Source organism: Pantoea sp. Ae19-2 (assembly GCF_059801205.1).
Genome location: NZ_JBCHWE010000001.1, coordinates 1,414,189 through 1,427,260, shown reverse-complemented (window position 1 = coordinate 1,427,260; position 13,072 = coordinate 1,414,189). Strand labels below are relative to the sequence as shown.

The window sequence follows — 13,072 nt, the reverse complement described above, 5'->3', positions numbered from 1 at the left end:
GGGTGGTTATTCAAATTCGTTCCAGGAGCGGCCATCACGCGTAATCATTGCCACAGAGGCCACCGGCCCCCATGTTCCCGCCTGATAAGGCTTGGATGAGTCGCCGTCGGCTGCCCAGGCATCGATGATGGAATCCACATAGGTCCATGCCGCTTCCACTTCATCGCGACGCACAAACAGCGCCTGAATACCGCGCATGGATTCCAGCAATAAGCGCTCATAGGCATCGGCCAGATGAGACTGATTAAAGGTTTCTGAGTAGCTCAGATCCAGTTTGGTGGTTTGCAGTTTGTGTTTGTGATCAAGACCCGGCACTTTGTTCAGGATCTCAATATCCACGCCTTCATCAGGCTGCAGACGAATAGTGAGTTTGTTCTGCGGCAACTGGGAGTAGGAATCCTTAAACAGGTTCATCTCCGGGTTTTTGAAATACACCACGACTTCTGAGCATTTGGTCGGAAGACGTTTACCGGTACGCAGGTAGAACGGCACGCCTGCCCAACGCCAGTTATCGATGTCCACGCGAATAGCCACAAAGGTTTCGGTGGCGCTGGTCTTATTGGCACCCTCTTCTTCCAGATAGCCTGGCACTTTCTTGCCCTGAACGAAGCCAGAGGTGTACTGACCACGTACCGTTTTTTCGCGGACGTTGGTTTGATCGATAGGACGCAGCGAGCGCAGCACTTTCACTTTTTCATCACGAATACTGTCGGCGCTGAGATCGGAAGGCGGTGACATGGCGATCATCGTCAGAACCTGTAACAGATGGTTCTGAATCATATCGCGCATCTGGCCCGCTTTATCAAAGTAGCCCCAGCGTCCTTCAATACCCACTTCTTCCGCCACGGTAATCTGCACGTGATCGATCGTGCGGTTATCCCAGTTATTAACAAAAATGGCATTAGCAAAGCGCAGCGCTAACAGGTTAAGAACCGTTTCTTTGCCCAGATAGTGGTCAATACGGAAAACCTGACTCTCATCAAAGTACTCACCCACGCTGTCGTTAATTTCTTTTGAGGTTTCCAGCGAGGTACCGAGCGGTTTTTCCATGACAACACGCGCGGGTTTAGCGTTCAGCTTTGCCGTGCCCAGTCCCTGACAGATCGCACCGAAGGTGCTGGGCGGCATGGCAAAATAGTTAATGGTGGTACGGCTTTTCTGGTCCAGCATCTTACCCAGGCGTGGGAAGTGCGACGTATCGTTTACATCAAGGTTACAGAAATCGAGACGGTTGCTGAGCTTGTCCCAGAGTGCTTCATCGATCTTTTCCTTCATGAAGGTTTCTAACGCCTCACGCACCACTTTGGTGTATTCGGCTTTATCCCACTCGGCACGGCCCACGCCGATGATGCGGGTTTCTTCATGAATCTGGCCCGCTTTCTCTAACTGATACAGCGAGGGCAACAGTTTACGACGGGCGAGATCGCCTTTGGCGCCGAAAATTACCAGATCGCATGCCTGGGCTATTTGTGTTACCGCCATTTTCCTCTCCTCGTTGCAGGATTGTCCCGGTGGCGTTGCGTCCTGAGCACCGGGTCCAAGTTGTCATTTTCTTTCAGCACAATGTACTTTTTTCCCCAGGCCAGGTAAACCAGCCTGCGGCGTCACGACGCTAACTCTGCACCCAATTAGCGTCTGGGGTATGTTGACACGTGCGCTTTCAGTTATTTTTCTGTGTCAAATATTGTCTGGCTAAAATCCAGTACGGGCCTGATTATCGCAAAAAAAAGGGCCGCAAACTTATCAGACCTTGCGCCCACCTCGGTCAGGCGGGGTATATTCTCCGTTAATTTCCTGTAACAACAGTAATTATTCATATTAACAGATATTCCACGCTTATCAGGTCAGGACTATGTTGGATAAAATTCGGGTGCAGATGAGTGCGCTCAGTAAGTCAGAGCGTAAAGTGGCACAACATATCCTTGCTTCTCCGGAGCAGGCGATACATTCCAGTATTGCTACGCTGGCACGGGCGGCGGAAGTGAGTGAGCCCACCGTCAACCGGTTTTGCCGCCATCTTGGCACGGCGGGTTTTCCCGACTTCAAGCTTCAACTTGCTCAGGCGCTGGTCAAGTCCCCTAACTGGCTCAGTCGGGACGTACAGGAAGATGACAGCGTTGAGCGTTACAGTGAGAAAATATTCGATTCTGCCCTGGCCGGGCTTCAGCGGGTGCGGGAGCATCTCGATCTTGCCGCGCTGCAGCAGGCCGTGAGCCATCTGACGCATACCGATAAAATCACTTTTTTTGGTTTAGGTGCCTCCGCTGTGGTGGCACACGACGCCTTCAACAAGTTTTTACGCTTCAACCTGCCGGTTATCTGGTCAGATGATGTGGTGATGCAGCGAATGAGCTGTATCAACAGCCGCGACAAAGAGGTGTTTGTTTTGATCTCTCATACCGGCCGTACCCGCAACATGGTTGAGCTAGCGCAGATGGCAAAGGCCAACGGCTCGACCGTTATCGCCATTACCTCAGCCGGATCGCCACTTGCCCATGAGGCCTCGCTGGCGCTGCTCGTCGATGTGCCCGAGGATACCGATATCTATCTGCCGATGGTGTCCAGGCTGGCTCAACTCACCGTGATCGACCTGCTGGCGACCGGTTTTACCCTGGAACGGGGGCCCGCTTTCAGGCAGAACCTGAAGCGGGTAAAAGAGGCGCTAAAGTCATCTCGTTACGACAAACCTGCCATTGCCGATAACGATAGCGTCTGATCTCTGCGCCCTGGGTTCATTTTCCCGATACCGCGTAAAAGCGATCGGAAAAGTGACATCATATGCGCCTGGTCAATTAAGCTTTCGCTAATGCCGTGAGGGGGATGACTTCCTTGATGAGTCTCAGTATTGTATCTAACAAAATCGCCCTTTCTCGACAGGGTTATGGCGCAGTGCCACAGTTCTGACACACTCGAATGTATAATAATACCTCTGTGTGGTAAGCAGTATCTGATGGGCTAACACCTTAAAATGTAACGATTCAGCTCAGTTCCAAACTCCAAAGGAATCCCTATGTCTCGACGTTTAAGAAGAACCAAAATCGTAACTACCCTCGGCCCAGCCACTGACCGCGACAACAACCTCGAAAAAATCATTGCAGCTGGCGCCAACGTCGTGCGTCTTAACTTTTCCCACGGCACGGCTGAAGACCATCAGTTGCGTGCTGATAAAGTCCGTCAGATTGCCGCAAAACTGGGACGTCATGTTGCCATTCTGGGCGATTTGCAAGGCCCTAAGATCCGTGTCTCGACCTTCAAAGAAGGCAAAGTGTTCCTGAACGTCGGCGATCGTTTCCTGCTGGACGCGGCGATGGGTAAAGGCGAAGGCGACAAAGAGCGCGTGGGCATCGATTATAAAGGTCTGCCTGAAGACGTGGTGCCTGGCGATATTCTGTTGCTGGATGATGGTCGCGTACAGTTAAAGGTGCTGGAAGTTCAGGGCGTAAAAGTTTTTACTGAAGTTACGGTAGGCGGCCCGCTCTCCAACAATAAAGGGATCAACAAACTGGGCGGCGGGTTATCAGCCGAAGCCCTGACCGAAAAAGACAAAGCAGACATCATCACCGCAGCCAAAATCAATGTGGATTACCTGGCCGTTTCTTTCCCGCGCTGTGGTGAAGACATGCACTATGCGCGCCGTCTGGCGCGCGACGCAGGCTGTGATGCGCTGATGGTGGCGAAGGTAGAACGTGCTGAAGCCGTTGCCTCGCAGGAGGCGATGGACGACATCATTCTGGCCTCAGACGTGGTCATGGTGGCCCGTGGCGATCTTGGCGTTGAAATCGGCGATCCGGAACTGGTGGGTATTCAGAAGGCGCTTATCCGCCGCGCCCGTCAGCTTAACCGTACCATCATCACGGCAACCCAGATGATGGAATCCATGATTACCAATCCAATGCCCACCCGCGCTGAAGTCATGGACGTTGCCAACGCCGTGCTGGACGGCACCGATGCCGTGATGCTCTCTGCTGAAACCGCCGCAGGCCAGTACCCGGCTGAAACGGTCGCGGCGATGGCAAAAGTGTGTCTGGGTGCAGAAAAAATCCCCAGCGTGAACGTCTCTAAACACCGCCTTGACGTGCAGTTTGACAACATCGAAGAAGCCATCGCGATGTCAGCCATGTACACGGCCAACCATCTGCAGGGCGTGACCGCCATTATTACGATGACGGAATCAGGCCGTACGCCGTTGATGACCTCGCGCATCACCTCTGGCCTGCCGATTTTCGCCATGTCGCGCCACGAGCGCACGCTGAACATCACGGCGCTGTTCCGTGGCGTGACGCCAGTATTCTTCGACAGCAATAATGAGGGCGTAGCAAACGCGCACGACGCGGTTAATCTGCTGCGTGATAAAGGCTTTCTGCTGTCGGGTGACCTTGTCGTGGTCACCCAGGGTGACGTGATGGGCGCAACCGGAACAACCAACACAGGTCGTGTGCTGCGCGTCGATTAATTCCGCCTTTTTCTCATCACCTGTATTACCATTGGAAACGCGACTGCCCTGCAGTCGCGTTTTTGTTTTTTCACAAGGAGGCCAGATGGCCCGTTACCAACCCATCAGCCAGCTTACGGGGCGCATAATGCTGTTCCCACTGGCTATGGTGCTCTACGAGTTTGCAACCTATATTGCGCACGACATGATCCAACCCGGCATGTTACTGGTCACCGCCGAATTCAACGTTGGCGCAGAATGGGTATCAACCTCTCTGACGGCCTACTTACTGGGCGGCGTCGTGCTCCAGTGGTTACTCGGCCCGCTATCGGATAAATATGGCCGCAGGCCCGTGTTGCTATTCGGCATTCTCTTTTTTGCGTCCGCCTGCATTCTCACAACCTGGGTAAGCGATATTCAGCAGTTTGTCAGCCTGCGTTTTGTGCAGGGCATCAGTCTGTGCTTCATCGGCGCGGTGGGCTATGCCGCCATTCAGGAAGCGTTTGAAGAAGCCTTAGCAGTGCGGATTATGGCGCTCATGGCGAATGTGGCCCTGCTCGCCCCGCTCGCCGGACCGCTGGCGGGTGCAGCCTGGCTAACCGTAGGCAGCTGGCGCAGTATGTTTTGGCTGTTTGCCGCCTGCAGCGCCGTGGCTTTTCTCGTTTTATGGCGGGTGATGCCTGAAACCGCAGGCGATCGCACTCAGTCTGTTGCGCTGCCCGTGCTCGCACGTAATTACGGCCGTCTTTTGAAAGATCGCCAGGTGATGTATGGCTCCTTTGCTATCGGGCTGGTATTCATTCCCATTCTGACCTGGGTTGCCTTGTCACCCGTGATTTTAATGCGCGATGAGGGCCTTTCCCGCATGCAGTATGCCCTGCTCCAGCTTCCGGTTTTTCTGGCGATGATTGCGGGCAATGTGACGCTGAGTAAGGTGGTAGGCCGCATGCCGATAGAGCAGCCAGTAAAGTTTGCGGCATGGCCGATACTGCTGGGCCTGAGTCTTGCCCTGTCAGCTACCCTGATTGACGCGCACAGCTATCTCTTTATCACGGCGGGACTGAGTTTGTATGCCTTTGGCGGCGGCATGGTCAATGCAGGACTTTATCGTCTGACACTGTATGCCAGTGATGAAGGAAAAGGCAGCGTGGCGGCCATGCTGGGCATGGTCAGTATTCTGACCCTGGCTATCGGCATTGAGTTAGCGAAGCACTTCTATTTCAACGGCGGGGTCATCTGGTTTAGCCTGATCAACTTTATCAGCGGCGTGATGTGGTTTGGGCTGGTGCTGATGTTCCTGCGTGAACGTAAACGTCACGCAAAAGTAACGCCTCTCTGAAGCTTTCAGGCCGCAATGCGGCCTGATGATTATTTACGTGGATAAAGCTCGTCGCGCGAGTAAGGTTCGATATCACCTTCTTTGCGAGTTTTCAGCAGCTTGAGTATCCAGGTATATTGTTCCGGATGCGGACGCACAAACACCTCCACCTCCTCATTCATCCTGCGCGCCAGTTGGCGGTCATCCGCGTCAAGTAAGTCGTCCATGGGAGGGCGAACATAAATTTCCAGTTTGTGACTTTCACCGTTATAGACCGGAAACAGTGGTACAACGCGGGCACGGCAGACTTTCATTAGTCGCCCCACCGCGGGCAAAGTGGCTTTATAGGTCGCAAAGAAATCGACAAACTCGCTGTGCTCCGGACCGTGATCCTGGTCAGGCAGATAATAGCCCCAGTAGCCCTGACGAACCGAACTGATAAACGGCTTGATGCCATCATTGCGCGCATGCATACGGCCACCAAAGCGGCGACGGACACGGTTCCAGACATAGTCCACCAGCGGATCGCTCTGATTGTGGAACATGGCTGCCATCTTTTGGCCCTCTGAGGCCAGCAGCATAGCAGGAATATCGACAGCCCAGCCATGTGGTACCAGAAAAATAACGTTCTGCTTGTCGGCCTGCAACTGGTCAATAATTTCCCGACCGTGCCACTCAACGCGCTGACGAATTTGTGCCGGATCGCGCATCCCTAACTCAGCCATCATGGCCATCGCCTGTGGCGCAGTGGCAAACATCTGATCAACGATCGCATCGCGTTGAGATTCGCTTAATTCAGGCAGGCAATAATAGAGATTAATCAGCGCACGACGACGCGCGCCTTTCGCCAGTTTTCCGGCCATTTTGCCCAGCCGCCCCAGAAGCGGATCGCGCACGGTGGCAGGCATCAGGGCGATGCCTGCCAGTGCACCAATACCCAACCAGCTGCCCCAGTATTTAGGCTTTAAAAAAGATCGTTCAAAAACGGGAATAAATTCGCTGTTATTTTTTTTACGGGTTTCCATGCACTCGCCTCAATCAATGACGGGCTAATGATAGTGGCGACGAGTAAATTTGCAATCATCCTGCGCCAGAGATAAAAAAATCGACGGCAATGCCGTCGATTTTAGCGAAAAACTTACTTTAGCCCCAGCTGAGGTAACCAGCCTTTCACCTGGGTAAGGTACTGCGTCCGTTCTTTACCGGTCAGGCCTTCCATACGCGGTAGCTTAGCCGTTAAGGGATTAACCGCCTGGTTATTAATCCAGATCTCAAAGTGCAGGTGCGGGCCAGTAGAACGGCCTGTGTTGCCTGACAGCGCAATGCGGTCGCCACGCTTTACTTTTTCACCTGGCTTCACCAACACTTTCTTGAGGTGCATGTAGCGCGTCATGTACTGACGACCATGCCGGATAGCCACATAGTTTCCGGCGGCGCCGCCGTTTTTCGCCACCACGACCTCACCATCACCGACCGCCAGCACAGGCGTACCGATCGGTAAGGCGAAATCAACGCCTTTGTGCGGCGCAATGCGACCCGTCACAGGATTAAGGCGGCGGGGATTAAAGTTAGAGGACACCCGATACTGTTTGACGGTGGGGAAGCGCATAAAGCCGCGCGCCAGTCCTGCACCGCTGCGGTCATAGAACTTGCCGTCATCAGCACGGAAGGCGTAATAATCTTTACCGCCACTGCGCAAACGCACCCCCAGCAACTGGCTTTGTGCGCTCTTGCCGTCCATCATTTCACGCGACATCAGCACGCTAAACTTATCGCCTGCCCGCAGCTTACGGAAATCCATCTGCCACTGCATCGCTTTGATCACGCTGCTGGCTTCGCCACTGGTTAAACCGGCCCGACGGGCACTGGCGGCAAAGCTGCCGTGTATCTCACCCTGCATCACGCTGTTGCGCCATTCGCCCTGCTGCATCTGCGACTGCATTTTGAAGCCGCCGCTATCCGTGCGCGTATAGGTGCGGGTTTCACGACGCGAAATTTCCCAGCTAAAGGTGTTCAGCGCGCCGTCATCGTTTAATGTCCAGCTGAGCTGCTGCCCGACCTGCAAATTACGCAGATCGCGATCGCTGGAGACCAGGGCGTTAATGTCCCCCATATCGATGCCGTACTGATTAAGTGCACTGCTCAGGGTATCGCCAGAAGAAACCGTGTATTCATGCGTGCCGGCACTGTCGGCGACGTCCTGATCGACATCATCTGCAGGGAGTTCTTCATCCGGCTCTGGGGTACTTTGATCGATGGGTTCACTGGCTTCGGGAAGCAATGTACGAAATTCGTTTTTGTCCAGTTCGATGGTTTTGACGATGGGCGTCACATCATTACTGGGATGGTAGACGTAAGGCCGCCAGACGGCGACGGCCAGAGTCACTACGGTTAACGATCCCAGCATAACGCGGTGGGGGCGCGGCAAATTATTAAATGCGAGGGCGACAGAGCGGGCTATCTGCTGCACGTTGAACTATTCCTCTATGCTCCTTTCAGGCAGGTCTCATACTGGCTCGACAGCTGTGAGAGGAATTTCACATAGCTGTCTTTTCCTAAGCTGATGTCTGTACCCAGCGGATCAAGCGTGCCTTTACGCACCTGGGTTCCACGGGCAACAGCATCGATGACCGCCGGCCTGAATTGTGGCTCAGCAAAGACGCAAACGGCCTTTTTCTCAACCAACTGTGTTCGAATTTGATGTAAGCGCTGTGCACCCGGCTGAATCTCAGGGTTAACGGTAAAATGCCCGGTGGGCGAGAGACCGTAGTGTTTTTCAAAGTACGTGTAAGCGTCGTGAAAAACGAAATACCCTTTATCTTTAACGGGGGCAAGCTGTGAGATAATGCGCTTATCTGTGTCCGCTAATTCTGCCTCAAAATGCTGCAGGTTGGCGTCAAGTTTGGCTTTATCCTGCGGCATAAGTTCCAATAATTTTCCGTGGATTGCAACCGCGGTTTTTTTCGCTATCTCTGGTGACATCCACAAGTGCATATTAAACTCACCATGATGGTGATGATGCGCTTCATCATGATCGTGCTCTGCGCCATCATGGTCGTGATGATCATCGTCTTCACCTCCACGCAGTAGCAAGGGTTTTACGCCGGAAATTTGCCCGATCTCAAGATTCTTTTTTTCCGGCAGAGACGCCGCAGATTTTGTCATGAAGGCTTCCATTTCAGGGCCAACCCAAACAACTAAGTCCGCGTTTTGTAAGCGTTTTACATCAGAGGGGCGCAGGGCATAATCGTGTTCGGATGCGCCATCCGGCAGCAAAACCTCCACGGGTGTGACGCCGTCAGCAATGGCCGAGGCGATAAACCCAACGGGCTTAATGGAGGCCACAATATCGGCGTGCGCGGGTAAGGCAGCAGAGGTGGCGAAAGCCATCGCCGTCAGGGTCAAAAAGCCCCCTTTTTTATTATGTAACATAATGCGTCATTCCTTCGTCATCAACAGATTGGATGTGATATTATAACATTCGAAATTCTGTGCAACCTGTAAATCTTATGCCATCACTTGTCACACTTGAAAACGTATCCATCAGTTTTGATCAACGTCAGGTCTTATCTGGCGTGAGTCTGGAACTTCATCCTGGTAAAATTTTAACCCTGCTCGGTCCTAACGGCGCGGGCAAATCGACGCTGGTCCGGGTGGTGCTTGGCCTCCTTGCGCCCTCCTCCGGTCGGGTCAGTCGCAGTGCGGGCTTACGCATCGGCTACGTGCCACAGAAGCTGCATATCGATCCCACGCTGCCGGTCACGGTCGAACGTTTTATGCGCCTGTCGCGCGGTGCGCGCAATCAGGATATTTTGCCTGCCCTGAAACGCGTTCAGGCGGGTCACCTGTTGACCTCGCCGTTGCAGAAACTGTCGGGCGGCGAAACGCAGCGCGTGTTACTGGCTCGCGCCTTGCTCAATCAGCCTCAGTTGCTGGTGCTTGATGAACCGACGCAGGGTGTGGATGTCAACGGGCAGGTCGCGCTTTACGATCTGATCAATCAACTGCGACACGAGCTGAACTGCGCTGTGCTTATGGTTTCCCATGATTTGCATTTAGTCATGGCGAAAACGGATGAGGTGCTGTGCCTTAACCATCACATTTGCTGTTCAGGTACGCCTGAGGCGGTGTCGCAGCATCCCGAATTCATTGCCATGTTCGGCCCGCGCGGTGCGCAGGAACTGGCTATCTATCGTCATCACCATAATCACCGTCACGACCTTCAGGGACGTATCGTATTACGCAAAGGACCGGGTCCATCATGATTGAATTACTGCTTCCGGGCTGGCTGGGCGGCGTGATGCTGGCGCTGGCGGCGGGCCCCCTGGGCTCTTTTGTCGTCTGGCGCAAGATGTCGTATTTCGGCGACACGCTGGCGCATGCCTCACTGCTCGGCGTCGCCTTTGGTTTGCTGCTCAACGTCAACCCTTACTATGCCGTGATCCTGGTCACGGTCTGTCTGGCACTGGGTCTGGTCTGGCTTGAGCGTCGCCCGCATCTGGCGATAGATACGCTGCTGGGCATCATGGCGCACAGTGCGCTTTCGCTCGGACTGGTCGTGGTGAGCCTGATGTCGAACGTGCGGGTGGATTTGATGGCCTACCTGTTTGGCGATTTGCTGGCGGTAACGCCCAGCGATCTCTGGGCCATGGCTGCAGGTGTGATATTCGTGCTGGCCGTTATGGCCTGGCAGTGGCGCGCACTGCTGTCGATGACAATCAGCCCTGAGCTGGCGCAGGTTGACGGCGTGAATATTCAACGCACCCGGCTGATGCTGATGCTGGTAACCGCACTGACGATTGGTGTGGCGATGAAGTTTGTTGGTGCGCTGATCATCACATCGCTGCTGATCATTCCGGCTGCCACCGCCAGGCGCTTTGCGCGTTCACCCGAAATGATGGCGGCGGTGGCCGTACTGATTGGCGTGATTGCCGTGACCGGCGGCTTAACCTTCTCGGCGTTTTATGACACGCCCGCCGGCCCTTCCGTCGTGCTGTGCGCCGCCATCCTTTTTCTCTTCAGCATGGTGCGCAAACCGGCGCTGTGATCAGGCTTCTTTGGTGATACCAAAGTGGCGATAGGCATGCTGCGTGGCCATCCGGCCGCGCGGCGTGCGCTGAATAAAGCCCTGCTGAATTAAAAACGGCTCAATCACGTCTTCGATGGTTTCCCGCTCTTCGCCAATCGCTGCTGCCAGGTTGTCCAGCCCGACCGGCCCACCGGTGAATTTATCGATAATGGCCAGCAACAGTTTTCGATCCATATAATCGAAGCCTTCGCTGTCCACGTTCAGCATATCCAGCGCCGTCACCGAGACATCACCGCTCAGTACACCGTTCGCGCGCACCTCAGCAAAATCCCTTACCCGACGTAACAGGCGATTGGCAATACGTGGCGTTCCGCGTGACCGGCGGGCGATTTCCAGGGCCGCTTCTTCACTGAGTGCCAGACCAAGGCAGGCGGCGCTGCGTCCCACAATGTGCTGTAAATCTTTTACCTGATAAAACTCCAGACGCTGCACGATGCCGAAGCGATCGCGCAGGGGTGACGTCAGCGAGCCTGCCCGCGTGGTGGCGCCAATCAGCGTAAAGGGCGGCAGATCCAGTTTGATGGAACGCGCAGCCGGACCTTCACCAATCATAATATCCAGCTGATAGTCTTCCATAGCCGGATAAAGTACCTCTTCCACGACCGGTGAAAGACGATGGATTTCATCAATGAACAGCACATCATGAGGTTCGAGGTTGGTCAGCATCGCGGCCAGATCGCCCGCTTTTTCCAGCACCGGGCCGGAGGTCGTGCGCAGATTAACGCCCATCTCGTTGGCCACAATGTTGGCCAGCGTCGTTTTGCCCAGCCCGGGAGGGCCAAAAATCAATAAATGATCCAGCGCATCACCACGCAGTTGTGCCGCCTTGATGAAAATTTCCATCTGCTCACGCACCTGCGGCTGGCCCACATATTCGGTCAGCATCTTAGGACGAATGGCGCGGTCGAGGCCCTCTTCTTCGTTAATGCTGGCAGCGGAGATCAGGCGATCGGCTTCAATCATGAATTACCTCAAATAGCGGCGCGGAGCGCTTCACGGATCAACGTTTCGCAATCCGCGTCAGGACGGCCAACTTTGCTGATCATGCGGCTCGCTTCCTGCGGTTTATACCCCAGCGACACCAGCGCTGCAACCGCTTCCGATTCTGCATCGTTGGTCTCTGGCTCCGGGCCCGGCGTGGTCAGCGTAAAGGCCGAATCGCCGCCAAACAGATCGCCATGCATGCCTTTAAAGCGGTCTTTCATTTCCACCACCAGACGTTCAGCGGTTTTCTTGCCCACGCCCGGCAGTTTAACCAGCGCGGCAATCTCTTCCTTTTCAACCGCCGTCACAAACTGCTGTGCCGACATGCCCGACAGAATGGCCAGCGCCAGCTTAGGCCCAACGCCATTGACTTTAATCAACTCACGGAACAGTGCACGTTCCTGCTTGCTGTTAAAGCCAAACAGCAACTGTGCATCTTCGCGCACCACAAACTGAGTAAAGATCACCGCCTCGTGATTAAGATCGGGCAGCTCATAAAAACAGGTCATTGGCATATGGACTTCATAGCCGACACCGTGCGCCTCCAGCAGCACCAGCGGTGGCTGCTTTTCCAGAATAATGCCCCGTAAACGACCAATCACCTGAAGCCTTCCTTATCCAAAGTATGTGGCGGAATTTATACCATAAAAAAGGCTGGATGAATATCCAGCCTGATAGCGATGACGACGTAAGGGTTGTTAACTCTGACGCAACCGGCCGCGGGTCAGCACCAGCTTGCTGTCACTCATGCGCGCCGCGTTTTGGGCCACGTGACAGTGCGTGATGGCGATAGCCAGCGCATCGGCGGCATCGGCCTGGGGATTCGCCGCCAGTTTCAGCAGCGATTTCACCATGTGTTGCACCTGACTTTTTTCTGCGCCACCAGTGCCAACGACCGTTTGCTTGACCTGGCGCGCGGCATATTCAAACACCGGCAGATCATGGTTAACCGCCGCCACAATCGCGGCCCCCCGCGCCTGCCCCAGTTTCAGGGCAGAATCGGCATTCTTCGCCATAAACACCTGCTCGATAGCAAAAAAATCCGGCGAGAACTGCGTAATGATTTCGCATACTCCGGCATAGATCAGCTTCAGACGCGCAGGTAACTCTGTTGTGTTGGTACGAATACAGCCGCTGCCCAGATAAGTGAGCTGGCGGCCAGTCTGACGAATCACCCCATAACCGGTCACGCGTGAGCCAGGGTCAATCCCTAAAATAATCGACATGACGCGTCTCCAGCCTGAGCGTG

At 54.4% G+C, this 13,072-nt stretch carries 12 protein-coding genes; 5 read left to right on the top strand and 7 right to left on the bottom strand.

The annotated features are described in order from the left end of the window. Positions 1-6 precede the first annotated feature (6 nt). The gene (gene zwf / locus AAIE03_RS06570) at positions 7-1,482 is read right to left on the bottom strand and encodes a glucose-6-phosphate dehydrogenase (protein WP_013026068.1); all 1,476 of its coding nucleotides are present in this window, start codon (positions 1,480-1,482) and stop codon (positions 7-9) included. A gap of 370 nt (positions 1,483-1,852) precedes the next feature. Here zwf and AAIE03_RS06565 point away from each other — a divergent pair, with 370 nt between their 5' ends. From AAIE03_RS06565 to AAIE03_RS06555, 3 genes are all read left to right on the top strand, one after another. Continuing rightward, complete coding sequence (locus tag AAIE03_RS06565; protein ID WP_014593880.1) at positions 1,853-2,716, top strand: MurR/RpiR family transcriptional regulator; 864 nt, start codon at positions 1,853-1,855, stop codon at positions 2,714-2,716. Positions 2,717-3,010: 294 nt separating this feature from the next. Beyond that, on the top strand, positions 3,011-4,453 hold the full coding sequence (gene pyk / locus AAIE03_RS06560) for a pyruvate kinase (protein WP_013026070.1): 1,443 nt from the start codon (positions 3,011-3,013) through the stop codon (positions 4,451-4,453). 85 nt (positions 4,454-4,538) lie between these two features. Further along, positions 4,539-5,771, top strand: coding sequence for an MFS transporter (locus AAIE03_RS06555; RefSeq protein WP_014593881.1), 1,233 nt, complete (start codon positions 4,539-4,541; stop codon positions 5,769-5,771). Between the two features lie 29 nt (positions 5,772-5,800). On the opposite strand, the gene lpxM is transcribed toward AAIE03_RS06555, so the two are convergent. From lpxM to znuA, 3 genes are all read right to left on the bottom strand, one after another. Next, positions 5,801-6,775, bottom strand: coding sequence for a lauroyl-Kdo(2)-lipid IV(A) myristoyltransferase (gene lpxM / locus AAIE03_RS06550; RefSeq protein ID WP_019105099.1), 975 nt, complete (start codon positions 6,773-6,775; stop codon positions 5,801-5,803). Between the two features lie 113 nt (positions 6,776-6,888). After that, positions 6,889-8,220 carry a murein DD-endopeptidase MepM gene (gene mepM, locus AAIE03_RS06545; RefSeq protein WP_013026073.1) on the bottom strand — a complete coding sequence of 444 codons (1,332 nt, stop codon included), beginning with the start codon at positions 8,218-8,220 and terminating at the stop codon, positions 6,889-6,891. Positions 8,221-8,234: 14 nt separating this feature from the next. Then, positions 8,235-9,182 carry a zinc ABC transporter substrate-binding protein ZnuA gene (znuA, locus tag AAIE03_RS06540; RefSeq protein WP_498562878.1) on the bottom strand — a complete coding sequence of 316 codons (948 nt, stop codon included), beginning with the start codon at positions 9,180-9,182 and terminating at the stop codon, positions 8,235-8,237. Positions 9,183-9,259: 77 nt separating this feature from the next. Here znuA and znuC point away from each other — a divergent pair, with 77 nt between their 5' ends. Then, the gene (znuC, locus tag AAIE03_RS06535) at positions 9,260-10,015 is read left to right on the top strand and encodes a zinc ABC transporter ATP-binding protein ZnuC (protein ID WP_014593885.1); all 756 of its coding nucleotides are present in this window, start codon (positions 9,260-9,262) and stop codon (positions 10,013-10,015) included. Then, the gene (znuB, locus tag AAIE03_RS06530) at positions 10,012-10,797 is read left to right on the top strand and encodes a zinc ABC transporter permease subunit ZnuB (protein WP_014593886.1); all 786 of its coding nucleotides are present in this window, start codon (positions 10,012-10,014) and stop codon (positions 10,795-10,797) included. The genes znuC and znuB overlap by 4 nt, the downstream gene beginning before the upstream one ends. Here znuB and ruvB read toward each other — a convergent pair whose 3' ends face one another. The 3 genes from ruvB to ruvC form a co-directional block, all read right to left on the bottom strand. After that, on the bottom strand, positions 10,798-11,802 hold the full coding sequence (gene ruvB, locus AAIE03_RS06525) for a Holliday junction branch migration DNA helicase RuvB (protein WP_013026077.1): 1,005 nt from the start codon (positions 11,800-11,802) through the stop codon (positions 10,798-10,800). Between the two features lie 8 nt (positions 11,803-11,810). Continuing rightward, positions 11,811-12,425 (bottom strand): Holliday junction branch migration protein RuvA, encoded by a 615-nt coding sequence (ruvA, locus tag AAIE03_RS06520; RefSeq protein ID WP_013026078.1) that lies wholly within the window; start codon positions 12,423-12,425, stop codon positions 11,811-11,813. A gap of 96 nt (positions 12,426-12,521) precedes the next feature. Continuing rightward, complete coding sequence (gene ruvC, locus AAIE03_RS06515; protein WP_013026079.1) at positions 12,522-13,049, bottom strand: crossover junction endodeoxyribonuclease RuvC; 528 nt, start codon at positions 13,047-13,049, stop codon at positions 12,522-12,524. Positions 13,050-13,072 lie beyond the last annotated feature (23 nt).